Annotated in this window: 28 protein-coding genes and 1 tRNA gene; 15 read left to right on the forward strand and 14 right to left on the reverse strand. The window is 41.2% G+C overall.

The genetic code is table 11. The features are described 5' to 3' along the window. The first annotated feature begins 226 nt into the window (after window positions 1-226). Window positions 227-3340, forward strand: a complete 3114-nt coding sequence (locus ACMX3D_RS28320; RefSeq protein WP_482749092.1) for a cysteine peptidase family C39 domain-containing protein — start codon at window positions 227-229, stop codon at window positions 3338-3340. Window positions 3341-3739: 399 nt separating this feature from the next. Then, window positions 3740-4150, forward strand: coding sequence for a HetP family heterocyst commitment protein (locus ACMX3D_RS28325; protein WP_482752447.1), 411 nt, complete (start codon window positions 3740-3742; stop codon window positions 4148-4150). A gap of 98 nt (window positions 4151-4248) precedes the next feature. On the opposite strand, the gene ACMX3D_RS28330 is transcribed toward ACMX3D_RS28325, so the two are convergent. The 3 genes from ACMX3D_RS28330 to ACMX3D_RS28340 form a co-directional block, all read right to left on the reverse strand. After that, a complete protein-coding gene (locus ACMX3D_RS28330) occupies window positions 4249-4914 on the reverse strand; it encodes a retron system putative HNH endonuclease (protein WP_482749093.1) in 666 nt (221 codons plus the stop codon). Further along, a complete protein-coding gene (locus tag ACMX3D_RS28335; RefSeq protein WP_482749094.1) occupies window positions 4911-6284 on the reverse strand; it encodes an AAA family ATPase in 1374 nt (457 codons plus the stop codon). Before ACMX3D_RS28335 ends, ACMX3D_RS28330 begins: the two co-directional genes overlap by 4 nt. A gap of 106 nt (window positions 6285-6390) precedes the next feature. Then, on the reverse strand, window positions 6391-7293 hold the full coding sequence (locus ACMX3D_RS28340) for a metallophosphoesterase family protein (RefSeq protein ID WP_482749095.1): 903 nt from the start codon (window positions 7291-7293) through the stop codon (window positions 6391-6393). A gap of 155 nt (window positions 7294-7448) precedes the next feature. Here ACMX3D_RS28340 and ACMX3D_RS28345 point away from each other — a divergent pair, with 155 nt between their 5' ends. Then, on the forward strand, window positions 7449-8399 hold the full coding sequence (locus tag ACMX3D_RS28345) for a hypothetical protein (RefSeq protein ID WP_482749096.1): 951 nt from the start codon (window positions 7449-7451) through the stop codon (window positions 8397-8399). 169 nt (window positions 8400-8568) lie between these two features. Continuing rightward, window positions 8569-8859 carry a helix-turn-helix domain-containing protein gene (locus ACMX3D_RS28350; RefSeq protein ID WP_482749097.1) on the forward strand — a complete coding sequence of 97 codons (291 nt, stop codon included), beginning with the start codon at window positions 8569-8571 and terminating at the stop codon, window positions 8857-8859. A gap of 147 nt (window positions 8860-9006) precedes the next feature. Here the strand turns inward: ACMX3D_RS28350 and ACMX3D_RS28355 are convergent, their stop codons facing one another. After that, window positions 9007-9153 (reverse strand): hypothetical protein, encoded by a 147-nt coding sequence (locus ACMX3D_RS28355; protein WP_482749098.1) that lies wholly within the window; start codon window positions 9151-9153, stop codon window positions 9007-9009. Window positions 9154-9438: 285 nt separating this feature from the next. Between ACMX3D_RS28355 and ACMX3D_RS28360 the strand changes: the two genes are divergently transcribed. The 6 genes from ACMX3D_RS28360 to ACMX3D_RS28385 all read left to right on the forward strand — a co-directional run bounded on the left by ACMX3D_RS28360 (window position 9439) and on the right by ACMX3D_RS28385 (window position 14256). Further along, window positions 9439-10422 (forward strand): pyruvate dehydrogenase complex E1 component subunit beta, encoded by a 984-nt coding sequence (locus ACMX3D_RS28360; RefSeq protein ID WP_482749099.1) that lies wholly within the window; start codon window positions 9439-9441, stop codon window positions 10420-10422. Window positions 10423-10574: 152 nt separating this feature from the next. Further along, window positions 10575-11999: a protein translocase subunit SecD gene (gene secD, locus ACMX3D_RS28365; protein WP_482749100.1), complete on the forward strand. Its 1425-nt coding sequence runs from the start codon at window positions 10575-10577 to the stop codon at window positions 11997-11999. After that, on the forward strand, window positions 11996-12982 hold the full coding sequence (secF, locus tag ACMX3D_RS28370; protein WP_482749101.1) for a protein translocase subunit SecF: 987 nt from the start codon (window positions 11996-11998) through the stop codon (window positions 12980-12982). Before secD ends, secF begins: the two co-directional genes overlap by 4 nt. A 75-nt stretch (window positions 12983-13057) precedes the next feature. Continuing rightward, window positions 13058-13450, forward strand: a complete 393-nt coding sequence (locus ACMX3D_RS28375; RefSeq protein WP_482749102.1) for a hypothetical protein — start codon at window positions 13058-13060, stop codon at window positions 13448-13450. Between the two features lie 121 nt (window positions 13451-13571). Beyond that, window positions 13572-14033 carry a GNAT family N-acetyltransferase gene (locus ACMX3D_RS28380; RefSeq protein ID WP_482749103.1) on the forward strand — a complete coding sequence of 154 codons (462 nt, stop codon included), beginning with the start codon at window positions 13572-13574 and terminating at the stop codon, window positions 14031-14033. Window positions 14034-14109: 76 nt separating this feature from the next. Further along, complete coding sequence (locus ACMX3D_RS28385; protein WP_482749104.1) at window positions 14110-14256, forward strand: hypothetical protein; 147 nt, start codon at window positions 14110-14112, stop codon at window positions 14254-14256. Between the two features lie 29 nt (window positions 14257-14285). Here ACMX3D_RS28385 and ACMX3D_RS28390 read toward each other — a convergent pair whose 3' ends face one another. The 7 genes from ACMX3D_RS28390 to ACMX3D_RS28420 form a co-directional block, all read right to left on the reverse strand. Next, on the reverse strand, window positions 14286-15185 hold the full coding sequence (locus ACMX3D_RS28390) for a sensor histidine kinase (protein WP_482749105.1): 900 nt from the start codon (window positions 15183-15185) through the stop codon (window positions 14286-14288). Window positions 15186-15250: 65 nt separating this feature from the next. Then, on the reverse strand, window positions 15251-15838 hold the full coding sequence (locus tag ACMX3D_RS28395; RefSeq protein WP_482749106.1) for an L-threonylcarbamoyladenylate synthase: 588 nt from the start codon (window positions 15836-15838) through the stop codon (window positions 15251-15253). Between the two features lie 85 nt (window positions 15839-15923). Further along, window positions 15924-16844, reverse strand: coding sequence for a peptide chain release factor N(5)-glutamine methyltransferase (gene prmC, locus ACMX3D_RS28400; RefSeq protein WP_482749107.1), 921 nt, complete (start codon window positions 16842-16844; stop codon window positions 15924-15926). A gap of 3 nt (window positions 16845-16847) precedes the next feature. Then, window positions 16848-17657 (reverse strand): Tic22 family protein, encoded by an 810-nt coding sequence (locus ACMX3D_RS28405; RefSeq protein WP_482749108.1) that lies wholly within the window; start codon window positions 17655-17657, stop codon window positions 16848-16850. Between the two features lie 313 nt (window positions 17658-17970). Continuing rightward, window positions 17971-18132, reverse strand: coding sequence for a hypothetical protein (locus ACMX3D_RS28410; RefSeq protein WP_482749109.1), 162 nt, complete (start codon window positions 18130-18132; stop codon window positions 17971-17973). Window positions 18133-18310: 178 nt separating this feature from the next. Continuing rightward, a tRNA-Pro gene (locus tag ACMX3D_RS28415) sits at window positions 18311-18384 on the reverse strand. A 342-nt stretch (window positions 18385-18726) separates the two neighbouring features. Then, complete coding sequence (locus ACMX3D_RS28420; protein WP_482749110.1) at window positions 18727-19272, reverse strand: GNAT family N-acetyltransferase; 546 nt, start codon at window positions 19270-19272, stop codon at window positions 18727-18729. Between the two features lie 345 nt (window positions 19273-19617). Between ACMX3D_RS28420 and ACMX3D_RS28425 the strand changes: the two genes are divergently transcribed. After that, a complete protein-coding gene (locus tag ACMX3D_RS28425) occupies window positions 19618-20337 on the forward strand; it encodes a hypothetical protein (RefSeq protein ID WP_062296711.1) in 720 nt (239 codons plus the stop codon). Window positions 20338-20483: 146 nt separating this feature from the next. After that, window positions 20484-21416, forward strand: a complete 933-nt coding sequence (locus ACMX3D_RS28430) for an alpha/beta fold hydrolase (protein ID WP_482749111.1) — start codon at window positions 20484-20486, stop codon at window positions 21414-21416. A gap of 73 nt (window positions 21417-21489) precedes the next feature. On the opposite strand, the gene tsaD is transcribed toward ACMX3D_RS28430, so the two are convergent. Next, entirely contained in the window at window positions 21490-22536 is a 1047-nt protein-coding gene (gene tsaD / locus ACMX3D_RS28435) for a tRNA (adenosine(37)-N6)-threonylcarbamoyltransferase complex transferase subunit TsaD (protein ID WP_482749112.1), read from the reverse strand. A gap of 176 nt (window positions 22537-22712) precedes the next feature. Between tsaD and ACMX3D_RS28440 the strand changes: the two genes are divergently transcribed. From ACMX3D_RS28440 to ACMX3D_RS28450, 3 genes are read left to right on the forward strand one after another with little or no spacing between them, the layout of a single operon-like run. Next, window positions 22713-23207, forward strand: a complete 495-nt coding sequence (locus ACMX3D_RS28440) for a Photosystem I reaction center subunit III (RefSeq protein ID WP_482749113.1) — start codon at window positions 22713-22715, stop codon at window positions 23205-23207. A 38-nt stretch (window positions 23208-23245) separates the two neighbouring features. Beyond that, a complete protein-coding gene (gene psaJ, locus ACMX3D_RS28445; RefSeq protein WP_015112405.1) occupies window positions 23246-23395 on the forward strand; it encodes a photosystem I reaction center subunit IX in 150 nt (49 codons plus the stop codon). 56 nt (window positions 23396-23451) lie between these two features. Further along, window positions 23452-23970 (forward strand): photosystem I reaction center protein subunit XI, encoded by a 519-nt coding sequence (locus ACMX3D_RS28450; RefSeq protein WP_482749114.1) that lies wholly within the window; start codon window positions 23452-23454, stop codon window positions 23968-23970. Between the two features lie 256 nt (window positions 23971-24226). On the opposite strand, the gene gmk is transcribed toward ACMX3D_RS28450, so the two are convergent. After that, window positions 24227-24826 carry a guanylate kinase gene (gmk, locus tag ACMX3D_RS28455; RefSeq protein ID WP_482749115.1) on the reverse strand — a complete coding sequence of 200 codons (600 nt, stop codon included), beginning with the start codon at window positions 24824-24826 and terminating at the stop codon, window positions 24227-24229. A gap of 165 nt (window positions 24827-24991) precedes the next feature. Next, entirely contained in the window at window positions 24992-25258 is a 267-nt protein-coding gene (remA, locus tag ACMX3D_RS28460; protein WP_193883334.1) for an extracellular matrix/biofilm regulator RemA, read from the reverse strand. Window positions 25259-25293 lie beyond the last annotated feature (35 nt).

Raw genomic sequence — 25293 nt, forward strand, 5'->3', positions numbered from 1 at the left:
TGAAAGATACTAAAACCCCTCTCCAAACCTCTCCCCGAAGCGGAGAGAGGCTTTGAAATCCCGATTTCCTTGTAGGGAAGGGGAGGCTCACGGGGTTAGGTTTTAAAATTTTGTTATTAACAATAATACTTTTCAAACATCCTCTCAGAAGCATGGTTATTCATCCACTACTTCTATATATAAGAACTATGAATTTTAAGTATTGAAGAAGATTTTAAAAAAAAATATGAAACAAGTATTAGGAACTGAAGAATATAACTTTTCAGTACAGCCTCGCAACGATCGCCAACTGTTATCTGATATTCTTTCGAGTTGGTTATCTAACAATGAAAAGTTAGTGCGGAACTTATCGCCAGCTTTTGAAATCCGGGATTTTAACCTCGGAGATGAGCTTGTTGATCAAGCCGAAAATTCTCCAGGTTGTTATATCATTTGCCAAGGCCAAGTGCGGCTAGTCAGTTGGAATGCAACCTTACAAAAAGAAGTAGCAACTTCATTATTAGGAGTTGGAGAAACTTACGGTGCAGATGAACTGTTTAGCGATGAACCTTTAGCTTATCGTGCGATCGCAGCTAGTCCAGGTACGCTGGCTTTTATCCCCACAGCCAACCTCAAACAGTGGTGCAATCGCTTAGCGCAACTGCAAGACTACCTGAGTCACATCACAGCGATTCGGCAAACTCTGCTATTTTTCAAAACGGCTGTTAATATACCGCAGATCAAACTTTCCAGTCATACCCTCAAAGAATTTGTACCTTACTTAGAGCAAATAAAAGTCAGTGCTGGTTCAGTACTGTCACAGTCAACCCCCAGTGAGAATGGACGTTTCTGGCTGCGTAGTGGCGAAATTCACAGTCTAGAAAATCCCTCAACACCATTTCCTAGTATTGGTAACAGTTGGGGATATCCTGAGCCAATACCAGCTGATTGGATTGCTAAAACTGATTTAGTAATTTATAAACTAGCGATCGCACAATGGGAAAAAGCTAAAGCGATCGCTCCACAATTATTAGGTGTATCTTCCGAGCAGATAATCGCAGACAAAGCGACAGTTACTCGTCAACGCCACAAAAATTCTGTCGCAACTACACCCACCACCAATCTGCAACAGCCATCTGCAAAAACCCAGTCTAACCTCATTACCTTTCCCCTACCCAGTAAACAACGCCGTCCCTTGTTTGGCCAGCGTTACCCATTCATTCAGCAACAAAGTACCGCTGATTGCGGCCCAGCTTGCTTGGCGATGATCTGCCGCTATTGGGGTAAAAAATTTAGTATCAATATTCTCCGAAATATCTCAAATGTTGGTCGTGGCGGAGCCTCCCTCAGAAGTTTAGCCAACGCCGCAGAAAGTATAGGTTTTCAAGCTCGGCCAGTACGAGCCAGTCTCAACCGGATAGCCAATCAAAAACATCCTTGGATTGCTCACTGGCAAGGCGACCATTATATAGTTGTTTACCGAGTGCGGAAAAATTGCGTTATTGTTTCTGACCCTGCTATTGGGCGTAAAAAGCTAAATATCAAAGAGTTTCAAGCTGGCTGGACTGGATACGCACTCTTACTAACGCCTACACCTCAATTCCAAGCTGTACAATCTACCAAACCATCATTAGGGCGATTTTGGAGCGCATTTTTACCTTACCGTTCACTGTTGCTACCCATTATCGTTGCTTCTTTGCTGCTGCAAATGTTTGGTTTGGTAACTCCCCTGTTAACTCAAGTCATTCTTGACCAGGTGGTAGTTCATAAAAGTCTCAGCACTTTACACGTCTTTATCATCGGTTCGTTGGTATTTAGTCTCTGGCGCATTGGTTTGGTAAGTATTCGCCAATATATGCTCGACTATTTCTCCAACCGAGTAGACTTGAGTTTGATTACTGGCTTTATTACTCATACCCTGAATTTACCGCTTCAGTTTTTTGCTACTCGCCACGTAGGGGATATTATTACCCGCGTTCAAGAAAACCAAAAAATTCAGGTATTCCTTACACGACAAGCAGTTGCAGCTTGGCTAGATGCACTAACAGCAGTTGTCTATGTCGGACTCATGGCATATTACAACTTGCAATTAACTTTTTTAGTACTGGCACTATTACCACCGATTATTTTGTTGACAGTAATTGCCAGTCCGATTTTACGTCAGGTATCGCGGGAAATTTTTAATGAAGCTGCCAAACAAAACTCTTCATTAGTAGAAATGCTCACAGGCGTGGCCACAGTCAAAGCCGCCGCCGCCGAACGCGAATTGCGCTGGCAATGGGAAGACCACTTTACAAGTACAGTCAATGCTAAATTTCGCGGTCAGAAATTAGCGATTACTTTACAAGTCATTAGCGGATTAATTAATACATTGGGGAGTACAGCATTACTGTGGTATTCAGCAACCTTAGTAATTCAAGACCAACTCAGCATAGGTCAATTAGTTGCTTTCAATATGCTGATTGGTAACGTAATTGGCCCTGTTTTATCACTAGTGAATCTTTGGGATGAATTTCAAGAAGTGCTAGTTTCCGTAGAGCGTTTAGATGATATTTTTAGCACTCAACCAGAAGAAACTGCGGAAAAATCTATGTTGGTTCTACCGCAAATTCGAGGAGAAATAAGATTTGAAAATGTGACTTTTCGTTATAGTGCAGATGACGATCGCAATATCCTGCAAAATATTTCTTTAGAAGCAAACCCTGGTCAAACTGTTGCCATTGTTGGTCGTAGCGGTTCTGGCAAGAGTACATTGGTCAATCTATTGCAGGGGTTATATTATCCCACTAATGGCAAAATTTTAGTAGATGGACATGATATCCGTCATGTTTCGCCTCAATCTTTGCGTCGCCAATTGGGCGTTGTCCCCCAAGAGTGCTTTTTATTTTCTGGGACGATTCTCGAAAATATCACCTTATATCGTCCAGAGTATAGTTTAGAACAGGTAATTGAAGTTAGTAAGCTGGCAGAAGCACACGCTTTTATTCAAACTTTACCCCTAGGTTACAACACCAAAGTCGGCGAACGCGGTTCTAGTCTTTCTGGGGGACAACGCCAAAGAATTGCGATCGCTCGTGCTATTTTAAGTAATCCCCGCATTCTCATTTTAGATGAAGCTACCAGTTCTTTAGACACCGAATCAGAGCGACGTTTTCAACAAAATCTTCGCCGCATCAGTCGTGTGAGCCAAACAGAGGCTCGTACCACTTTTATTATTGCTCACCGCCTCTCAACGGTGCGTAATGCCGACTACATCATTGTCCTAGATAAAGGTGTTATTGCTGAACAAGGCACTCACGAAGAACTTATGGCACTTCAAGGACTTTACTATCACCTTATAAACCAGCAAATTAATACGTAAATAACAGCAATCTGCTGCTTTGTCAAACTAAATCTTGCGCATCATGGGTAAAAAGTAAACAAATAATAGATCTGTTTACTTTTTACCCAAAATACTTGGTCTTGTCTCTAAAAAAGTGCCATTTTGGCTAAATTGGCAGCAAATTCAAGAGTATTCTGTGTATTAGGTAACTATTCATTAGGCAAATTTCTGATATCGAATCTGGATTTTTAATCCAAAGTTTGTTCAGTTTGTAGAAAATTAACGAAGGCAAATTGTAGATGAAAATTCTGCCAATTGCCTCAAGAGATAAATGTTATTGATTCAGCAATATTGCTGTTCAAGCAACTCATCAAACTTCAAAAATCCAGCCATAATTTACTTATTAATTTTCAGTTAAGCACTACTACAGGGTTAGCCATGAACTACCAGATACCTTCTTCTCAAAAAAATTTGCACAGCACCATTACTCATGAACAGTTAACTCAAGTAATCGAAGCTATTAGTGATGGTAGATATTCTTGGGCTTGTGTGTTAATTTTACGTTTTATTGGATACAATCCGCTTCACTTTATTCCTCAACGAACTTACAGTCGTTTAATGAAAGAGCATAGCCAATTTACAGAGGCAAAATTAGACTCAGAAACATCTGAAAATGGCTCAATACATAGTGCTGACAGCCAAGAAGAAATTGATAATCTTAATAAATCAAATTATTTAGATAAATCTGACACAAAACAAGGAAATATTCAAAGTGTCAATGTTCCATTTTATTTAAAGTCTAATATGGATAAACTCTATGCATCAAACATAAAAGAGCTACAAAACTAATCTCAAAAAAACAGCAAGGAAGAAATATTGCTCTCAAGCCTTCCCTGCTGATTTATCTTCAATATGGAATAAATTAGTGTGATTATTTGATTCGTGCATCACACTTGGCTATTGCAGAAATAGTTTTTCAGTAAATAAGCGATCGCAGCACAAAACGGAGTATATTGCCCATTAGCATCAAGCTGCTCATAACCTTGAACTAGCAGCTGTATTTCTACCTCAGTCAACTCATCAATATCTAACAATACAGCGTCAATGGCCTTCTCACGCATTTTTTGCAACTTATCAATATTCAGTGCAAGCTTCTCAATAGTTGTATTAGCAGCATCTTTTTTATCTAAATCATCTGTTGCTAAAATCTCACCAGAAGCAGAATATTTAAAAAAATCGCCACAGTTCATTTCTAAAGGCGAAACCATCAGCTTTTCATCATACCAATACTTTTTATGATGTCCGCAATGCACAGGTACAGGAGGAGGTTCTTCACTTTCTCCTTGACATGAAGCGATAAGATTGGTGTATTCCAGCGCTAAATGAGGATAATTACTTCGAGGTTTGAGGTGTTCTATATGGCTAGTTGCTCTAGTTATTTGCATTCCACAATAGCAACAGATATACCCTTGTTCTTTTAGAAGTGCATTATGTACAATCGGTTTTTCTGGCGCTTGAAAATTATTATCCCAGCTAGGTTGCCAATCATCATTTGCTAGAGCCTTCCAAGCTGCAAATTTTTCTGGCTCCTCACCTTTTTTGATAGACTTCATCGACCGATAATTTCCTTACGTCGAATGAGTACATCTGCTTTCACAAACTCTGGTTCATCTGTACCAATTTCTGCTGCTAACTGTTGACGTAATTCCCTCGCACCTGTCAAATCTCCTGCATCAATTAACCGAAATAATTCTAAAAGACCTTCCTTAATTTCTGGACGACGACTTATATCATCCATGATATTTTCTAATATATAGTTACTATCTCTGCCATAAGAGCTTTCTGGGCGTTTAGCAATAACACCTTTATCAGTCTTTTCTAAAATATAAATTCCCTGCGGTTTAACATCACCTATTACCTGGGGAGAATGAGTAGTAATAATAAATTGGCAATTAGGAAAAGTTCTTGTCAAATCTAAAATTATTCCTCTTTGCCATTTTGGGTGTAAATGTAGTTCAATTTCATCAATCAAAACTACCGCACTACCTTGAAGGGGATCTGATAAACCTGGGTTAGCAATTGCTAAACGTCTTGCCAAATCTCCCACCATAGCTAACAAGCATTTTTCACCATCAGATAGTTGATGAACCATAAGTTCTTCACCGTGTTTTTGTACAGTCATTCGCAGAGGTGAACGTTGAACTCGCAGGTTTGAAAAATCTGGTATTAATGAAGATATAGCTTGTCTTACTGCTTCTAATTGTTTATCTCGATACTCAGAATTATCTCTTCGTATTTCATTTTCTAAATCTTCTCGATTTCTAAACCATTCAAAAAATATTTTGAAGTCGATTCTTCCGCCATTAAGTGCTTGTTCATAAGCGTCTACTTGTTTGAAAGAATATACATCTGAAATTTCTAGAGGCATATCAATAACAGCACGATTGACATTGTAGCAGACTACTAAAGGGATATTAGTATCCGGAATAGTTCTTAAAAGATTATTTAGTTTCTCAATTACTGTTTTCACATCTTCAGACAATTTGTCCATTATTTCAGTTTCTATTATTGTCCGAGCATTTTTAAGCCGCATCAAAATATTATCAACATTTTTATAAGTTTTAAAATTACTTCTTAATTCTTTTTCTACAATCAATGTTTCTTTAATAAGAGCTTGTAAATCATAATCAATAGCATTAGCTAATGACCACTTAAATTCTTGCATTTCTAATTCAAGAGTAATCTGGTTATGAGTTATATCACAACCACTCATAATATCTTGTGTACTAAAAAAACGTATAGATTCTAATGAATCTTGAATTTGACCAGTAAGCTGTGATAAAAGAATAGCCAGACAATCAAGAATACTAGATTTACCAACACCATTAATACCAATAAGCACAGTTGGCTCCCGTTCATCAAACTCCAAGGTCAAATCGCCAATTCCACGAAATGACTGCATTTTCAGGCGCTTGACTCTCATAGCTATCACCAAATAGAACTTATTAATTGATAGGGTGGGGAATACCCACCTTTAGTTTAATGCCTTCGCGTCTTCGCGCCTTTGCACAAAAAATTAACTGAATTGATTAAACAGTTTTAATCTGAATAATACCTTGATCAAAAACCCGCTTATCAGTACCAATAGCCTTAACTTCTATTCTATCTGGATACACTTCATAAGCCGCAAAACTCAAGCTAGAAGCAGAATACTCTGTCCACTCAGAACGCCCTACAGGACGAGTGCCTGCACCACCACCAGTTACTAAGTAAGTTGTACCATTAATAGGCTTAGTGCGTTCATAGTGATGTTCATGACCATTAATATAAAGTTGCACACCGTATTTTTGAAACAAAGGAGTAAAAGTCTTAATAAACTCTGGATTAATACCATAAACACCAGACGCATAAACTGGATGATGCCCAAATACTACTTTCCAAGGTGCATCACTACGGCTTAATTCTTGTTCTAACCAAGGTAGTTGTTTTTTCCAATCAGCATTACTGTTAGTATCTAAAGCAAAAAACTGCACTTGATTGCGGCGAAATGTATAGTAACGTTTTCCCTGCATATTAAAGCCGGGATATTTAAGTTGCAATTCACCATTTGCAGTACGAATATCGTGATTACCTAAACACGCTTGAAACTTTACACCTTTTTTTAGTAAAGGTTGATAAGGACGTTCAAAAACTGCATTAATTTTTTCGATTTCGCCGTTGTTGTAAATATTATCACCAGCTAAAACGACTAAATTATATGGGTTTTGCTTGTGATAAAAATTCATCGCCTCAGCTACTGCATATTGTCCTCTCGCACCAGTACCTGTATCTGCAACAGAAACAAAACGCAATAGTAAGTCTTTTTTCCCTGGTTTGGCAGCTATTGCTATTGAATCATCGGTATAGTTATTTTGACGAGCTAAATTCCAACCAAGAAGTCCTGTAGCTCCCAGGCTACCTAAGAATAAAAATTGACGGCGTTTCAGGTTCATAATTTTATGAAGTATGAAGTGTGAAGTATGAAGGCTGTCTCAACGCAGCAATAGTTTCATACAAGCACGCAGTATAAGATACATTAAGGCAAAACAGACAGATGCTGTTTCAATACGGTTTGGTTCTTTGATTCGCTGCTTTTGGTGAAAGTTCCATGTCTCAAGACAATCAAAATTCACAATCTTCTTCTCCCCAAGAACCCTCCCAGAGAAAGCAGCCAATTTGGAAGGCGGGTATTATCCGAATTCTGAGGGGAACAATTGGGGTTTTAGAGACAGCTGTAGTCAAACTAGAGGCTGAGTCATCTGCAACAGAGGAAGCTTCAGGTTTTTGGCAGCAGTTACAGTTGATTTGGCGTGGACTGTTAGCTAAAATTCGGTCTTTTTTACCAACAAGTTTCTCAAGAAAGTTGTCAGACACGGCTTTGACAGGAATTATTGCTGGAATTACTGTGGTTCTGGTTTGGACAACTTCTAGCGTCTTTACTAGTAAACCGACTGAAATAGCAACAATTCCCCCAGTTGAAGAGGTTCCTGTACCTACGCCAACAGTTATTCCACCAGAGTCAACTGCACCAGAACCTCAGCCGCCAGAAGAAATTTCGCCACTACCTGAAGTAGAAGTCACTCCGACACCGACACTAGAACCAGAAGTAACACCGACACCGGAACCGGAAGCAGAAGTCACTCCCACACCAACACCAGAACCGGAAGCAGAAGTCACTCCCACGCCAACACCGGAACCTGAACCAACACCAACACCAGCAGTAGAATTGACACCAGAACAAATTTTGATTGCAGCTATTGAGAATCAAGTAGCAGAAATTAGCGATCGCTTTGCCTCTGGCCTGATAAAGTCAATTCAAGCTAATTTTCGCACTAGCAATCTAATTATTAAAATTAATGAAGATTGGTATACTCTTAAAGAATCTCAACAAGATAAACTCGCGTCTGAAATATTACAACGTTCTCAAGAACTAAATTTTAGTCATTTAGAAATTGTCGATTCTCAAGATAGATTAATCGCCCGAAATCCGATAGTGGGGAATCAGATTATTATTTTCAAACGACGCACAGCAAATTCTACTATTTCGTCTTCTAGCTGAAATTGCTTGTACATTAAAACCTCTACATTATGAATGTTATACCTCGTTTGCTAGAGGATCAGGCGATCGCTTATAAAATAAGATAGTTAATAAATTCTTTGCAATTGGCTTAAACGCCAATCGATTTAATAAATAAATTCTAAATTATTTTTAAGGGGAGCATGAAACTATGGATATGCAAGTCCTGAGAGAACGTGCTGGACTTAGCCGTGCAGAGGTGGCCTTCAGGCTTGCAATTAGTGAAACCAGTGTGCGTAACTGGGAAGCTGGGCGTACTGAACCTACAATGACACCCAAAAAATATCTAGAGGCTTTACGTCTGTTCAGATGTACACCAGAAGAATTGGCAGCCGCCAGCGAAAAATCTATCAATCAACGACATAAACGTAAACCCGGAAGACCAAAACGCTTTCCTGAAAATCAGATAGCTCAGGTAACAGATTCGCCTGTTTGCAGCTAGTACAAAAAGGCTGAAGTGTGAGGTGTGAAGTGTGAAGTGTGAAATGAAGAAATCTTTACTGTAAAGCTGAACTGCACTAGTTTCTTAACTTTACTCATTAGTACTCCGCACTCAGCACTTTTCACTCTAAAGGTGGTAATTGTCGCGTTACCACCAAGGCGTACCTTTGAGTGATTCAAATAAACCTAAATTTATTTTGACTTGAACATTAGAGTTATTCTCTGTATTAACTATGTTAGAAACGTTACGCTGTCGCAATAGTTCTTGATAAATTCGATAGGATGTGTATCCCAAGATCATCAAAGTAAACAGACTACAAAGTACAATAATGAGCGCTCTAGCAGATGTCAGTAAACTAGGAAATCAAAATCTACTCATGTTTTTTATCAGCTGAATAATCGCCGGACATAATCGTAAGCGTGACAAATTATGTATATACTAAATAAACATTATTTAGGGTAAAATTCAGTAGATTTACTAATATTTCAAAAACTCATCCCCAACTAGTGCGATCGCTCACCGTATTGGTCACGGCAGCGCGATAAGATTCTAAAACAACAGTCGTAACTAAAGGTTTAAATGGCAGAAACACTCTTTTTCAACGCTCTGCGGGAAGCCATTGATGAAGAAATGGCGCGTGATTCCAGTGTATTCGTTCTGGGTGAAGACGTAGGACACTATGGCGGTTCCTATAAAGTCACCAAAGACTTGTACAAAAAGTATGGTGAACTGAGGGTTTTAGATACTCCCATCGCCGAAAACAGCTTTACTGGTATAGCAGTAGGGGCGGCCATGACTGGGTTGCGACCGATAATAGAAGGTATGAACATGGGCTTTTTGCTCTTAGCCTTCAACCAAATCTCCAACAACGCCGGGATGCTGCGTTATACTTCCGGCGGTAACTTTAAAATTCCAATGGTGATTCGCGGCCCTGGTGGTGTAGGTAGACAGTTAGGTGCAGAACACTCCCAACGCCTAGAAGCTTACTTCCAAGCCGTTCCTGGATTAAAAATTGTCGCTTGTTCCACACCCTACAATGCCAAAGGGCTACTAAAATCAGCAATCCGCGATGACAATCCAGTCCTGTTCTTTGAACACGTACTTTTGTATAACTTAAAAGAAAATTTACCAGAAGAAGAATACCTCCTGCCTTTGGATAAAGCTGAGGTTGTGCGTCGGGGTAAAGATGTCACAATTTTGACTTACTCACGGATGCGCCATCATGTGATGCAAGCCGTGAAAACTTTAGAAAAACAAGGTTACGATCCCGAAGTAATTGATTTAATATCCCTCAAACCACTAGACTTTGATACCATCGGTGCATCTATACGCAAAACCCACCGCGTAATTGTGGTAGAAGAGTGTATGCGGACTGGGGGTATTGGCGCAGAATTAACTGCTTCAATTAACGATCGCCTATTTGATGAATTAGATGCACCTGTTTTGCGTCTATCTTCTCAAGATATACCCACACCTTATAACGGTACTCTGGAGCGTCTCACCATCGTCCAGCCAGAGCAAATCGTCGAAGCTGTTCAGAAAATGGTCGCAATGCGCGTCTAAAAAAGTATGAAGTGTGAAGTCTGAAGTCTGAAATTGGAATTTCAGCCAAGCTGACAGCAAGACGCTTCGCGTCTACACCTTTCAAACTTCATACTTTATACTTCATACTTCAAAGAACGCTATTATAGCGTTTGTCAGATGCGAGTTATGGTATGCAAAGACAGCGCTCAATATTAGCTTTAATTTTTGTCCTCATCATTGCCGCGATTGTGGCAATTGTCCAAATTCCTGTGCCTTTAGGACTGGACTTGCGCGGAGGCTCCCAACTGACAATTCAAGTCAAGCCAACGCCAGAAATCCCACAAATCACCGACCGTGAATTAGAAGCCGTCAAAAAAGTCGTCGAAGGTAGAATTAACGGCCTTGGTGTTTCTGAACCAGTAATTCAAACCGTAGGTGCAGATAAAGTTCTTGTACAGCTACCAGGAGTAAACGATCCTGAACAAGCAGAAAGAGTGTTGGGTGGTACTGCACAGTTAGAATTCCGCCAACAAAAACCAAATACAGAAACTCAACTGTTTGCGTTTCAAGCCTCACGCGCCGAACTAAAAGCAAAGCAGCAAGAATTACGCAACAGCAAAGATAAAGCAGCAATTGCCAAAAATCAAGAAGAGTTACAGAAAAATAATCAAGCGATCGCTGAATTGTTTGAAAGCACCAAGCCACCACTTGACGGTAAATATCTCAAAGATGCTTACGGTGAACCTACTCAACAAGGTAACAATTGGAATGTGGCGATTCGCTTCGACCAAAAGGGTGGTGAAATATTCGCAGAATTAACCAAAAACTTAGCTGGTACAGGTCGTAGTATTGGTATTTTTCTAGACAACGAGCTTATCAGTGCGCCGACAGTCGGGCCGCAATTCGCTGCTACTGGGATTACTGGTGGTTCAGCTGTGATTACAGGCACATTTACAGCACAACAAGCTAACGATTTAGGTGTGCAACTGAGGGGTGGCGCGTTACCTGTACCTGTAGAAATTGCGGAAATCCGTACTGTTGGGGCAACTTTGGGTCAAGACAGTATTACCAGCAGTATATATGCTGGCGGTGGTGGTCTGCTTTTAGTATTAATATTTATGATTGTGTACTACAGGCTACCAGGATTAATTGCAGATATTGCTTTGATTATCTACGCTATCTTGACTTGGGCTAGTTTTTCTTTGTTGGGTGTAACACTGACACTGCCAGGTATTGCAGGTTTTATCCTCAGTATTGGTATGGCAGTGGATGCTAACGTGTTAATTTTTGAGCGCACACGAGAAGAGTTAAAAGCAGGTAAATCACTGTATCGTTCTGTGGAATCAGGTTTTTACCGTGCTTTTTCTAGTATCTTAGACGGCAACGTCACTACAGTTATTGCTTGTGCTGCGCTATTCTGGCTAGGTGCTGGTTTAGTCAAAGGCTTTGCCCTAACTTTGGCTTTGGGCGTAGCAGTAAGTATGTTTACTGCCATTACCTGTAGTCGTACCTTCATGTTTTTGGCAATTTCTATTCCTGCACTGCGGAAACCAGAATTTTTCTGTCCGAACCTGTCAGCATCAGGAGCATCTAATAAGGCTGAGGTAGCTCAATGAAACTGAGTATAAATAAATCGCGATCGCTTTGGTGGACTATTTCTTGTGCTGTGACCCTGGCGGGGATCATCTCAATGATCATTTCTTGGCAAAACCCAAATATTCGAGCGCCTCTACGTCCCAGTTTAGATTTTGTGGGTGGTACAAGATTACAGTTTGAACGAGATTGTACTCAACCGCAGAACTGTGATCAGCCAATTGATATCAATGTTGTTCGGGAAGTCGCCAAAGAACAAGGGCTAGGTGATAGTAGTATCCAAATTGTTGCTGACAAAGAAACAGGCAAAGAAAACGGCATACTAATTCGGACAAAAAACTTAAACCGCGACCAGCGTACCCAGTTGCAAAATGCTTTAAGCGAAAAAGTCGGGACTTTTGACCAACAGAAAAACCAAATTGACACTGTTGGCCCAACCTTGGGACAAGAGTTATTTACCTCTGGGATGGTCGCCCTGATTGTATCCTTTGCGGGGATTGTCTTGTACTTGAGCTTCCGGTTCCAGTTGGACTATGCCATCTTTGCGATCATCGCTCTGTTTCACGATGTACTGATTACAGTAGGCATATTCTCAATCTTGGGTCTGGTTTTGGGAACTGAAGTCGATAGCCTGTTCATTGTTGCTTTGCTGACAATTACAGGATTTTCAGTCAACGATACAGTGGTCATCTATGATCGCATTCGAGAAACCCTCAAAATTAATCCCAACCGCCCAATAGCTGAGATTGTAGATGATGCGGTCAATCAAACCTTGGCTAGATCAATCAACACTACATTAACAACTTTGTTAACTTTAATTGCTATCTTTTTGTTTGGGGGAGAAACTCTAAAAAACTTTGCCTTAGCTCTCATTCTTGGCTTTGCAGCAGGAGCTTACTCCAGTATTTTTATTGCTAGTACTCTCCTGACTTGGTGGCGAGAACGTAAAGCTCAATCTACCCTAGTAACAAGCAACGAAGCAATAGACACAACTGCGGAGAATTAGTCAAGAGGCAATAGTAGCTTCTCCTTGTCTTTTTTACTCTCCCTATTCCCTCATTTTCTGCTTCTCATCTTGAATATGGATCAATCTGAACAGCCGTCCATCACTGACCCATTGTTTGCCCAACAAGTTCAGAAACTACATCAGCTAACTGTATATGGCAGATGGTTGTTTGTGAGCTGTTTATGGCTGCTCATTTCACCTGTTTGTCTGTGGGATTTACGCTCAGAAATTGCTTTGTGGCAACAATACTTTACCTGGGTAGCAGTGCGATATGGACTTATATACCATCCACTGTCTACCCTAGGTTTAAGTTTTTGTATTGCCATGACTGTTTCAGTTTTAGTTTGGCAAAGCCGGAATATTTTGATGGGGTTACCACAGCAAGAAAAGGAACGTTTAGAAAAACAAGTTTGTCGCATCCGCAAGCAAGGGCCAACTCATCCACTGTGGAAATTAATTTGTCAGTAAGTTTAAGCTTAGATAAATAAATTTGGATATAGTTGCAGGTAGGTATACGTATGGAGAAATTTCTAGCACAATATGACTAAATAAAAGCAAAGATACTTATTGCTGTAATTGAGTCCTACACATGAACTATCCTCAGATTAGATTTAGCGATCGCCATTCTGATGTCGACCTTTACCAACTCCAAGAGTTATTTAATATTTCAGCTTTTTGGGCAAAAGGACGTAGTATTGAGGATTTAAGCATAGCTGTTACCAACAGTGACCCAGTAATTTCTCTGTGGGATGACACAAAACTTATTGGCTTTGCTAGAGCAACTTCTGATGGAATCTATCGCGCTACAATCTGGGATGTGGTAATTCACCGAGACTACCAAGGCACTGGACTCGGCAGCAAGTTGGTCGAAACTGTTTTGAGCCATCCCCGGATGAAGTTGGTTGAGCGAGTATATTTAATGACCACTCATCAGCAGGGATTCTACAAAAAAATTGGTTTCACCCCCAATACCACCACGACTATGGTGCTACATAACCAATCTGAACACCTCGATTCTCTATCCGCAGCGGAACTACAATTTCAGCAATAAAGGCTAGGGACTAAAAAATTTTAGATTTTAGATTGCCGATTTTAGATTGAAAGATTTTCCTAATCTAAAATCCGTCTTGAAAAGTTTGCTCAAGTCGGGAAACCCGCCCACGCAACGCCAGATGCTTCAAGCCGGGAAACCCGACGACAGTTGCTACAACGGAGGGAACCTCCGCAACGCACTGTCTCCCCAACGCACTGGCTCAACTTTTCGCAAAATTTAAAATCCAAAATTGATTAACTCATAACTGTTTCAAGCTAAGGGAATGGAAATTTGAAGCCTAGTTAGCGGTTCAGTTGATTCCGATATTGTTGAATTGGGGAGGATTTCTAGTTTCGCTCCCATTACTTCTAACAATGTTTGATTGAGTAATAATTTCATTCCTGGAGAAAGATTGGCCTTCTCATCGTGAATTTGAGGAGGCTGATTATTATGTTTAATTAAATCTATCGGCTCACTTTCAGGTAGCGCATGGGAAGGAACATCCAGATAAATATGAGCCTTATTAGTAGTATCGGAGACACTAGCAGAAACACAGATGCTACCTTCCTGCATTTGCAGGATTGCAGTGTCTACTAAATTTACTAATACTTGGCGCAGCCAGCGGTGATCTGCCAACACATGAATTTCTGGGTTTATTGGTAACACCTGCAACGAAAAATTGCGATTCGCCGCCAGCATATAAGTTAAGTCTTTAACTTCTTGAAAAACCGTGTCTAAAGAGCGGGGTTGAATATCTAATTTGTTCGTACCGTATTCAGTTCTGGAGATGCTGAGAATTTCATCCATTAAATTGAGCAATTTCAACGCTTTTTCGTGAGCTTGGGCAATAAATTCTCGTTCTTCTTCAGGGTTTTCACACAAGTCTGACAAAATTAATTGATGCAAGCCAATTACACTATTCAGTGGCGATCGCAATTCATGGGTAGTCCGCGCTAAAAAACCCGCTTTAAACTGGCTCATTTCCTGTGCCATTTGGTACGCCAGTTGCGTTTTCTTGATCTCTTGCAGCAGTTTTGGCAGATTTTCTGGCTCTTCTGACCCTACTAGAGATAAGTTAGCGTTGGTGTTTGCCGACTTGGCAAATAACCAACGAAAACTTATTCCTAATATTATTCCCGCTCCGAGATATGCCCAGTTGCTCCAATTCATAATTTGGCAATTATTAACTTTTTAATTGACCACAATGGTAAAAAACTAATTTACGGATTTCCTGATCAATCCAGTGTGATTTTTCCTTGGCGCAAAATTTGCCAGTTTGTTCCTGTCCACTTGGCAACGGTGGAAGGTACACCAACCCCAGAAACTTCGCTAAGAAGTTCTGTAGTTGCCAAGGTTAAAGCCTCAGGAAATTGCATCGTAATTTCTGCCATTGTTTGTAAAGGCGGCTGACCAGAAAAATTAGCACTGGTTGTTGCTAAGGGGCCTGTTTTCGCCAAAATAGAACGAGCGATCGCATTATCAGGCACTCGGATGCCAATTGTGGTTGGGTCAGTAGGGTTCATCTCTGGCGGCAAGCGATCGCTGGCTGGTAACACTAAGGTTAGCGCTCCTGGCCAATATTTATTGACTACTTGTTGCCAAAGTTCATACTCCTGTGCGCTACCTTTGACATAAGGCCATAAATCCTCAGCACTAGCACCCATCAAAATCAAAGGTTTATCCTGACTGCGCTGCTTGGCTGCAAAAATTAACCCGGCTTTTTCTGGTAAAGTTGCCAATGCTGGCACAGTATCAGTCGGAAAACTCACTAAGCAACCAGCCTGTGCGCCAGCTATAAGGACTTCTAGAGAAACTTGAGGCATATTGAATAGGAATGAGAAGTTATGAATGAAAACGTGTAATTTTTGTATTTTCACTCATAACTCCTGTAAGGGTGTATTGTTGCCCTTACTCTCCACTCAGGAAAGCTAAGGCAAAACGTTCAATTCCCTCTAAATCAGTATGAATTTGAATATTGCAATAGCTACCTTGATTTTGTAAAAGTTCTCGCACTGCACCCGCTTGTCCTGCCATCATTTCAATCAGCAACACGCCACCAGGTCGCAAATAACTAGGCGAGACTTCAATTAAATGGCGAATGTCCTCTAAACCATCAGCACCACCATCTAATGCCAAATGTGGTTCATGCTGCATCACTTCTGGTTCTAAGGTAGCCACAGTCTCAGTCGGAATATATGGCGGGTTGGAAACCATACCGCTGAATTGGCCTTTCAAAGGTGTTAATGGTTCCCACCAAGAACCTTGATAAAAATGAATCCGGTCGGCAAATCCCAGATTTTGGGCGTTGGCTTGGGCAATTTGCAAGGCGGCGGCACTGTAATCAACAGCATGAATTGTGGCTTTTGGCAACGCGTCTGCCAGTCCAATAGCGATCGCACCACTCCCAGTCCCCAAGTCTACCCAATGTCCTTGGTCTAAAGGAGGTATGGTCTGACTTTGAGAGATAGCTGCTACTGCTAAATCAATTAAGCACTCTGTCTCTGGTCGAGGAATTAGCACCGCACTCGACACCACCAGCTTAAATTTTCGCCAAGGTGTAACTCCGGCGATGTATTGCACTGGTAAGCGATCGTGCAATCGTCTCTGCCAAAGCTGCTCTAAATCTGCCAAAGACATTGCCATTGGTATTTCAGACCAGTCTTTGAAAAACTCTAAACGCAGTGCCAAGCGGTCTAAACCAGCGATTTCTTGTAGCAGCCAGTCAACTTCATATGGTGGCACAGCAGTGGCGATCGCAGTTTGCATTGCTTGGTTGCGCCACTGCCAAAGTTGTAAACCAGAAACTACTTGTGGCTGTTGATTCGCCATGCTTTAACGTTTTGGCTTTGCAGGCTGTGCATTATTACCACTAGCTGAATTCTTTGGTAGAGTCTGAATATACTCTCTTGATTCTCGGGATGGCACTAAAACAACTTGTTTTAGCCAATCTTCGTTTTTGTCTTGTAGAGTTTTGATCACACCATCTATATCTATAACTTGAATATCAGCCTTGGGAAACTTTGGTTTTACTTGGCTTAACAAACCTTGTGCGTCTTGTTTACTAACAAACAGAGGTACAAGTTGGTCTTTACCGTTTGCCGATTTGATGGATACATAGCCTTGATCAGGTGCGAATCTAACTGCAAAAATTGGCACGCTGCGGAACTGTTCTACTTTTTGACCACTTTGGTTAAGTAATTCCAGCGCTCCTTTAACATCCTGATCTACTGGTTTAAATGCAAATACCAAACGGTTTGGCTGGTTTTTGGTTTCTTGCAACTGCTGATAAATGATTCCCAAAGGTACAGCTGTTACCTGTAGACTTTTGACAATTTCGGCCATTTTGGGATCTTTGTTGTTTGTACTCCGCAGTTGGTTGATAAAGGCTTGAGCTTCCTGGCGGCTGAGGTAAACACCTGTAACTGAACCACCAGCTTTTTGACCGTTTTGACCTTCTGGTAAAGGACGACTCAAGGGTAATCCTTTTTCATTGGTAATTAGATATACGGGTACAGAGTCTAGTTTTTCTTTGATTTGTTGTTCTGACAATGCCAGCACTGGGACGTTGCCGATAAAAACTGTGCCTAGCAGAGTACTCCCGACTAAACCCAATGTTGCGCCCCAGCGAACTAATGCTTTCATGACTACTCCTCGTGTCAATGGTTTTTAATTAAATCAGACTAATTGGTTGGATTTGCACAGCACTAACTTGTTTTAGTTATATAGCAATCCATTTGAGATGTAAAAAAGCCATAATGGCTGTTAAATGGTCACAATCAACTCACAAAATGGGATATTTCTAAATTCTTGAGAACTCCTACGGGATTTTTTCACAGTCAATTGTGCCGCAACCTGATTTTTTTATTTCGCTTTGCCTGATTCCTGCACAAAAATTATAGATGCCTATTATAGACAGATCTCAAAGAATGAAAAATTTTGCCGACCGTCGAGACGATTAATGCCATTTTATTGTCTTTCTCAAAAACTGGTGACGCGATCGCAAAATAATTCGTTCCATTGTTCCATTGAGTTGATTACTGCCTAAATCAATACATAGAATGCTTGCCGGCTGATTCCACAATTCAGTAGATAATTCCTCAACCTTTGACGACACCAAACAAATGAAATGATTTTTTCCTGTAGTATTGAAAATTTAATTGTCAAACTTACTACACCAATCCTATTCCCAACAAAGTTCAACGATAGTAAATTCTAATTGCTACTTCACAATATAAAAAAATATCCTATCTATTAATTACGAACAGATAGGATATTTCGCAAATCATTAATTTAAGTCGGGATGACAGGATTTGAACCTGCGGCATCCTGCTCCCAAAGCAGGCGCGCTACCAAGCTGCGCTACATCCCGGATACTTCAGTTAACTTTTGCTGATTCTGCTTTTTGGTTTGTACAAAACTTAAACCAAGAATAACAGCAATTTATGATTAGCTTGAGTATTCCAAGATAATCATCTTAACACACCAGCTTTATTATTATAGCAGGCTTAACATAGATTTGCCAACTAAATTCTATATTTTCTAGCCAAAAGCATATAGGTTAGGAGATTGTAAAAGAGCGAATATTAGGAACAGTAATGTTTTTAGCTTTTGCCTCCTGCTCTGAAAGTGCTGAGTGCTGAGCCTCAATATCTACTTAACTGTTCCAATTAAAAAGACTCGCTTTGATTTTGGTTATTTTGTTCACAGCATTTTAGTGAGGATACCAAAACATTCCTTTAATGCCTTCAGGATCTGCCATAAAACCCATACTCCGGTAGAAATCTACCACATGGGGATCAGCAAAGAGAGTTACATTACTAATTTCTTCGCTTCTGAGTTTTTTGAGTACGTATTTCATCAAGGCTTTACCCAGTCCTTTACCTTGAAAGTCTGGATGAACTACTACATCCCAAATCGTGGCATTAAACGCATGATCTGAAGTAGCACGGGCAAAACCAATGAGCCGCCTTTGGTTCCCTCGCACTTGCCACATCGAGGCGACGAGAAAACTATGCTCAATAGCTTTTTTTACTTTTCTCAAGGGACGACGCGACCAACCCACTGCATCACACAGTTCTTCTAATTCATACAGGTCAATATCTCGCTCTGTGCTAAAAACGATGCGTTCCGCGTTTCGCGCCGCAGCATCGCCACTGGCACTTGAGCCACCAATTTCTCCTGTATGCTCTTCAAAGGAGGTTGTTTTACTTGTCGCTACAGATTCAGGAGTACTAAACCAAGTTTTCCAAAAACCCATGCCAACGCGGTTCGGGTAGTATAACTGAATTGGCTACCACTCTTTTTGAGTGATGATGCACGTTTTATCAAGCTAACACCATTTTATACCCTACATACTGATTTTTTTTCGGATGTTGTCGGGATAGTCAATGGCAACAGCTTTTGATTGCGTGTTTTATACCAATCATTTTCAACTTTAGCATTTTGTTGTAAAGCCTAGGAGAAATTTCCCAAAAGACAAAGTTTTGAGAGTCAATTGTATATATGGAGATTGGGTATTAAGTACTGGGTATTGGGAATAATGTTTACTAGTACCTAGTCCTCAGTCCCCAGGTGACAACAGCAAGCGAGTCTTACCCCAACAATGGCTTCTGGTTTAAAATCTTCGACACTGGAACTCCTAAAGCGCTTTAATCGAGCGTTTCCCCAGTTTTATGAGCAATTTGTCAGTAGTGAGATTCAACTGCAAAATCTCCGATTAGCTTACCGTCTATATAAAACCAGACGCGCCGTTATAGAGTTGAAGCCGGAAGGTAGCAAAAGCGCTCTGCACTTTGCCTACCGCAACCAGTCATTTCTCCTTAGTGATATTTTTGGTGTGTTGGCAGCTTACGGTTTGACTATTCACGGCCTTAGTCTGTACGGTCAAATCCGACCTCCAATGTTAGTTTTCATCAAACTTTTGGTATCTCGTGGTAGTAAAGCTTTAACAGAGAAAACCGCAGAAAATGTCTGTCGGGCTATTCGGGAGGCTTTAGGAGGGCGCTTTGAAGTAGAAGAAATGCTGGCTGTAGAATTTAATTTAGATGCTGGCTTAGAACAAGTACAAACTGAATTTTATGTTGATCCAGTATTTCATCTGCCAGCGCTGGTCATTGAAGCGGATAACCAACCAGGATTATTTTACAAAGTGATGTACGCCATCTGGCAGGAAGATTTGCTAGTGGTCAATGCTAATTTGCTAGTTTGGCGGGGACGAACGCGCCTGATTCTTTATTTGTTGGGGCCGAATGAAAGCTTGATTCCTGAATATTTAGGACACAAAATTGCTGAAGGAGTTCGCCAGCGATTGTTAGGTAAATAAATATGAAATTTTTTTCTGCCTTTTGACTTGAATGTGCTAGATGCTGAGTAAAAAACTAGTTCCTCAGATCTAGGCTAAGCGTCTCTATTTTTTACCTTTTGTACTCTGTATTTAGTCGTACCCATCCTTAAGGGTACGATATAAGTATGGCAACCATAGAAATCTTGGGCGTTCCACACGCATACGAGTTAACCGCTCCCACGTCCTGCCCCCACGCTTTGGTGTTCATCCACGGTTGGCTAAATAGCCGTGGATACTGGCAACCTGTGATTTCCCGTCTGTCTGTAGATTTACAGTGTCTATCCTATGATTTGCGAGGTTTTGGTGAGTCTCAGTCCCAGCCCGAAACTGATGTAAATCATATACAAACTACTGTTGGTCTGACATCCCATTTGCTTGATAGGTCTAGCTCACAATTTGATTCTCTGTATACACCAACTGCTTATGCTCAAGACTTAGCAGCATTGTTACAAGAGCTAAATATTACCAGCGCTTGGCTGATTGGACACTCTTTGGGGGGTACGATCGCTCTTTGGGCTGCTGCCCTTATGCCTGAACGTGTTCAAGGTGTGATCTGTATTAACGCTGGTGGTGGTATTTATCTCAAAGAAGCTTTTGAACAATTTCGTTCAGCAGGTCAACGTTTTTTACAAGTTCGTCCGCGCTGGCTATCACAGCTACCTTTGATTGATTTGCTATTCACTAGAGCTAGTGTATCCCGCCCCTTAGACCGTCATTGGGCGCGTCAACGGGTAATAGATTTCGTGGTTGCTGACCCAGAAGCTGCTTTGGGATCACTCTTAGAATCCACAACTGAAGAGGAAGTTAACCGATTACCCCAATTAGTCTCGCAGTTGAAGCAGCCAGTTTACTTTTTAGCTGGTGCCGATGACAAGGTGATGGAACCCAAGTATGTTCGCCATTTAGCCAGCTTTCATCGACTGTTTCAATACTGTGGCGACAATGTGATTGAAATTCCTGATTGTGGTCATTTGGCAATGTTAGAACAACCAGATGCAGTTGCTAATCATATCCAGTCAATAGTCAAAAGTCATGAGTCAATTGTTATTAGTCAATAGTCATTGGTCAATGGTCAATAGTTTTGAATCAATCACAAATGGCGAATGACAAAGGACAAATGACTATTGACCATTACACGGTTTGATATAACTTCATCACCTGGCTCAGTGATAGCCGTGACTCAACACCTAAAGTCAATGGCGAAATATGACCGCGAGATAAATGGTCAGCTGCGGCGCAAGCAATCATAGCGGCGTTATCGGTACAAAATTTCAGGGGTGGGAATAAAACACGCAGATTATGTTCACTGGCTGCGGCCTGTAAGTGTTGTCTTAACCCGCTATTTGCAGCTACCCCGCCACCAACAGCAATGGTATTGAGACCGTAGTCAAGGGCGCAGGCGATCGCACGTTTGGTTAGTGCTTTGGCTACAGTTGCCTGAAAACTTGCTGCTACATCTGCCACAGGGATTTGCCCACCATCTTTCTCTAATTGCTGTACCAACCTGAGTACGGCTGTCTTTAAGCCACTAAAACTGCCATCATAGCGATGAAACCCTCCACCAGGAAGCGAAACTTTGCCTTCTGGCAAGGTAAAAGCTTGGGGATCACCTTGCTGTGCTAACTTGTCAATCACTGGGCCGCCTGGATAACCTAGATTTAACAACCGTGCCACCTTATCAAAAGCTTCCCCGGCAGCATCATCACGAGTTTCTCCCAGGGTTTCGTAAATACCACAGTCTTTAACATAAATCAAGCTTGTATGTCCGCCTGAAACCAGTAAGCTAAGAAAAGGGGGATCTAAAGTTGGCTCACTCAAGTAAGTCGCGTAAATGTGGCCTTCGAGGTGATGAACTCCCAAAAATGGTTTATTGTGTATGATCGCTAAAGTTTTGGCAGCAGTTAATCCCACCAACAACGCTCCCACAAGACCAGGAGCGCAGGTGGCCGCGATGCCGTCGATTTTTGACCAGTCTAAATGAGCTTGTTCTAGAGCTTGAGCGATCGCCTCGTTGATCGTTTCCAAATGCTGGCGAGATGCCACTTCTGGTACAACTCCACCATATTGCTGATGGACTGGGATTTGAGAAGCGATAATGCTACTGCGAACTTGACGATTGTTTACAATTGCGACGGCAGTTTCATCACAACTGGTTTCGATTGCTAAAACGGTTGCCATCTGAGGGTTCTGCAAAATAACGATTTGTTTGAGAAGCTTTAACTTTTATTTACTTAAACTTTACTCGGTTCCCAGGCAAGAGTATGATGACTTGCTAGTTAGCCAAATAAAGAATGTACAAGCCGCTTCGTTTTGTACAAAAAACTTTTTCTTTTGTAATAAAAGGAAACAACTCCATGCGACGATTGTTTGCTTTGATTTTAGCGATCTGCCTTTGGTTCAATTTTGCTCCGCCAGCGAAAGCTCTCGGAGCTAATCTTACACCTTGCGCAGAAAACCCCGCATTTCAAGCACTAGCCAAAAATGCTCGGAATACTACTGCTGATCCTCAATCCGGTCAAAAGAGATTTGAGCGTTATTCTCAAGCACTTTGCGGCCCTGAAGGTTATCCTCACTTGATTGTTGATGGTCGTCTAGACCGTGCTGGTGACTTTTTGATTCCCAGCATTCTGTTTCTCTATATTGCAGGTTGGATTGGTTGGGTAGGTCGTGCTTACCTAATCGCAGTTAGAAAAGAATCTGACTCCGAACAAAAAGAAATCCAAATTGATTTAGGTACAGCATTACCAATCATGGCTTCAGGTTTTGCTTGGCCAGCAGCTGCTTTGAAAGAATTTCTTTCTGGCGAATTAACTGCTAAGGATTCAGAGATCCCCGTTTCTCCTCGTTAGTTCAGCTCAACTGATTCATTGTTTTGGAGATTAAATACATGGCTGAAAAAAGCGATCAATCATCCTATTTGATTAAATTTATTTCCACAGCACCAGTGGCAGCTACCATCTGGCTGACAATTACAGCAGGCATTTTGATTGAGTTTAACCGCTTTTTCCCCGACCTACTGTTCCACCCACTGCCATAAGTAAGCATTGGGATTTAAGACTGTTGCATGTGTAATTGAGAGGCGAACATAAAATTATGGCGCAAGCAGTAGATGCATCCAAGAATCTGCCCAGTGATCCTAGAAACCGGGAAGTAGTATTTCCCGCAGGACGCGATCCTCAAGTGGGCAATCTCGAAACTCCAATTAATTCTTCTCCTTTGGTCAAGTGGTTCATCAATAACTTACCAGCTTATCGTCCAGGTCTAACTCCTTTCAGACGCGGGCTAGAAGTTGGTATGGCACATGGCTACTGGATATTTGGCCCCTTCGCTAAATATGGCCCCCTGCGTAATGCAGAAAACGCTAACCTAGCAGGCTTACTAGCAGCTATCGGCCTAGTAATTCTGCTGACAGGTGCTTTATCTTTATATGCCAATAGCAATCCTCCAAAAGCCCTGGCTAGTGTGACTGTACCCAACCCTCCAGATGCTTTTCAATCTAAAGAAGGTTGGAATAATTTTGCCAGTGCTTTCTTAATTGGTGGCATTGGTGGTGCAGTAGTTGCTTATTTCTTGACTAGCAACATCGCGCTTATTCAAGGTCTAATCGGCTAATTTGGTTTCTGGTAATTGGTAATTAGTGATTAGTTAAAGTTGGCAATCATAAGTTTATTTTTGACCAAAAAACTTTAGATTATAACTTTCTAATTACTGATTACCACTTACCAATATGTATGGCAAAGTGCTGAGTATAGCCTTGTTAAATCCAAGCTTTGAGCAATTAAAAATGTATTCTCACAACAAAAACATTTGAAGGACACATAGGAATATGTGTCCTTTATGATTTGGTGATAAAAATGCTTGGATTTGATTATTCAAATAAGGCCGCTTCGATCGCTTCAAGTGCCGTTTCAAAATCATCATTCACAATTTGAATATCAAATTCATCGGCTGCTTGAATTTCTGCTTTAGCACGGTCTAGGCGACGAGCGATCGCTTCTTGTGAGTCTTGTCCACGACCACGTATCCGTTTTTCTAATTCATCAAAGGACGGTGGCAAAATGAAAATGCTGAGGGCATTAGGAAAGGAAGCGCGAATTTGTCTTGCCCCTTCTAACTCAATTTCCAGCACAACTAACTTACCAGACTGAATTTGATTTACCACAGCTTCACGCGGAGTGCCGTAATAATTACCAGCAAATTCCGCCCACTCTAAGAACTCACCTTGAGCAACCAGTTGTTCAAACTTACTACGGCTAATAAAGTAATAATTTTTGCCATCGATTTCTCCCGGACGCGGAGAACGAGTTGTCACGGATACAGAATAATAAAGTTGCGGATGACGCTGCAATAGCGCTCGCAATAAGGTGCCTTTGCCTACTCCACTGGGGCCAGTTAAAACAATTAACTTGCCAGTCGATGGGCATTCTTTGGTAATAGCACTAGCCTGGATGGGTAAAACTTGCATCATCCGTTCAACCTGTGAATTAATCAATAAACATGATTCGTAAGTGTGTTCGTTGCCAGGGCGACCTCGACTAACGAATTTGTAGCACTGGTGACAGAAAACCAGTCTAATTCACATGGTACTGCCGATATGGTGCAAATAGAATAGTCGTTTGTCAACTATCCTTAGTTAATTATCTACAGCATGATGATCGCGAGAAATCACGAAACGATTTGCTACCGTTTCTGGTTGAATTGCTGAAAGGATTACGTGGCTGGAATCAGTAATAATTACAGCCCTTGTCCGACGACCGTAAGTTGCATCAATCAACTGACCTCTGTCCCGCGCATCGGTGATGATCCGCTTAATTGGGGCAGACTCTGGACTAACGATCGCAACTACTCGGTTAGCTGACACAATGTTGCCGAAACCGATATTGATTAATTGAATTTCCATAAATTAACTGACATTAAATGTGGCACGAGAATCCA

It is taken from the genome of Anabaena sp. TISTR 8404 (assembly GCF_056847745.1).

Coding starts and splice junctions, on each gene's coding strand:
- ACMX3D_RS28320 (WP_482749092.1), top strand. CDS start 227: ATGAAACAAGTATTAGGAACTGAAGAATATAACTTTTCAGTACAGCCT.
- ACMX3D_RS28325 (WP_482752447.1), top strand. CDS start 3,740: ATGAACTACCAGATACCTTCTTCTCAAAAAAATTTGCACAGCACCATT.
- ACMX3D_RS28330 (WP_482749093.1), bottom strand. CDS start 4,914: ATGAAGTCTATCAAAAAAGGTGAGGAGCCAGAAAAATTTGCAGCTTGG.
- ACMX3D_RS28335 (WP_482749094.1), bottom strand. CDS start 6,284: ATGAGAGTCAAGCGCCTGAAAATGCAGTCATTTCGTGGAATTGGCGAT.
- ACMX3D_RS28340 (WP_482749095.1), bottom strand. CDS start 7,293: ATGAACCTGAAACGCCGTCAATTTTTATTCTTAGGTAGCCTGGGAGCT.
- ACMX3D_RS28345 (WP_482749096.1), top strand. CDS start 7,449: ATGTCTCAAGACAATCAAAATTCACAATCTTCTTCTCCCCAAGAACCC.
- ACMX3D_RS28350 (WP_482749097.1), top strand. CDS start 8,569: ATGGATATGCAAGTCCTGAGAGAACGTGCTGGACTTAGCCGTGCAGAG.
- ACMX3D_RS28360 (WP_482749099.1), top strand. CDS start 9,439: ATGGCAGAAACACTCTTTTTCAACGCTCTGCGGGAAGCCATTGATGAA.
- secD (WP_482749100.1), top strand. CDS start 10,575: ATGCAAAGACAGCGCTCAATATTAGCTTTAATTTTTGTCCTCATCATT.
- secF (WP_482749101.1), top strand. CDS start 11,996: ATGAAACTGAGTATAAATAAATCGCGATCGCTTTGGTGGACTATTTCT.
- ACMX3D_RS28375 (WP_482749102.1), top strand. CDS start 13,058: ATGGATCAATCTGAACAGCCGTCCATCACTGACCCATTGTTTGCCCAA.
- ACMX3D_RS28380 (WP_482749103.1), top strand. CDS start 13,572: ATGAACTATCCTCAGATTAGATTTAGCGATCGCCATTCTGATGTCGAC.
- ACMX3D_RS28390 (WP_482749105.1), bottom strand. CDS start 15,185: ATGAATTGGAGCAACTGGGCATATCTCGGAGCGGGAATAATATTAGGA.
- ACMX3D_RS28395 (WP_482749106.1), bottom strand. CDS start 15,838: ATGCCTCAAGTTTCTCTAGAAGTCCTTATAGCTGGCGCACAGGCTGGT.
- prmC (WP_482749107.1), bottom strand. CDS start 16,844: ATGGCGAATCAACAGCCACAAGTAGTTTCTGGTTTACAACTTTGGCAG.
- ACMX3D_RS28405 (WP_482749108.1), bottom strand. CDS start 17,657: ATGAAAGCATTAGTTCGCTGGGGCGCAACATTGGGTTTAGTCGGGAGT.
- ACMX3D_RS28420 (WP_482749110.1), bottom strand. CDS start 19,272: ATGGGTTTTTGGAAAACTTGGTTTAGTACTCCTGAATCTGTAGCGACA.
- ACMX3D_RS28425 (WP_062296711.1), top strand. CDS start 19,618: ATGGCTTCTGGTTTAAAATCTTCGACACTGGAACTCCTAAAGCGCTTT.
- ACMX3D_RS28430 (WP_482749111.1), top strand. CDS start 20,484: ATGGCAACCATAGAAATCTTGGGCGTTCCACACGCATACGAGTTAACC.
- tsaD (WP_482749112.1), bottom strand. CDS start 22,536: ATGGCAACCGTTTTAGCAATCGAAACCAGTTGTGATGAAACTGCCGTC.
- ACMX3D_RS28440 (WP_482749113.1), top strand. CDS start 22,713: ATGCGACGATTGTTTGCTTTGATTTTAGCGATCTGCCTTTGGTTCAAT.
- psaJ (WP_015112405.1), top strand. CDS start 23,246: ATGGCTGAAAAAAGCGATCAATCATCCTATTTGATTAAATTTATTTCC.
- ACMX3D_RS28450 (WP_482749114.1), top strand. CDS start 23,452: ATGGCGCAAGCAGTAGATGCATCCAAGAATCTGCCCAGTGATCCTAGA.
- gmk (WP_482749115.1), bottom strand. CDS start 24,826: ATGATGCAAGTTTTACCCATCCAGGCTAGTGCTATTACCAAAGAATGC.
- remA (WP_193883334.1), bottom strand. CDS start 25,258: ATGGAAATTCAATTAATCAATATCGGTTTCGGCAACATTGTGTCAGCT.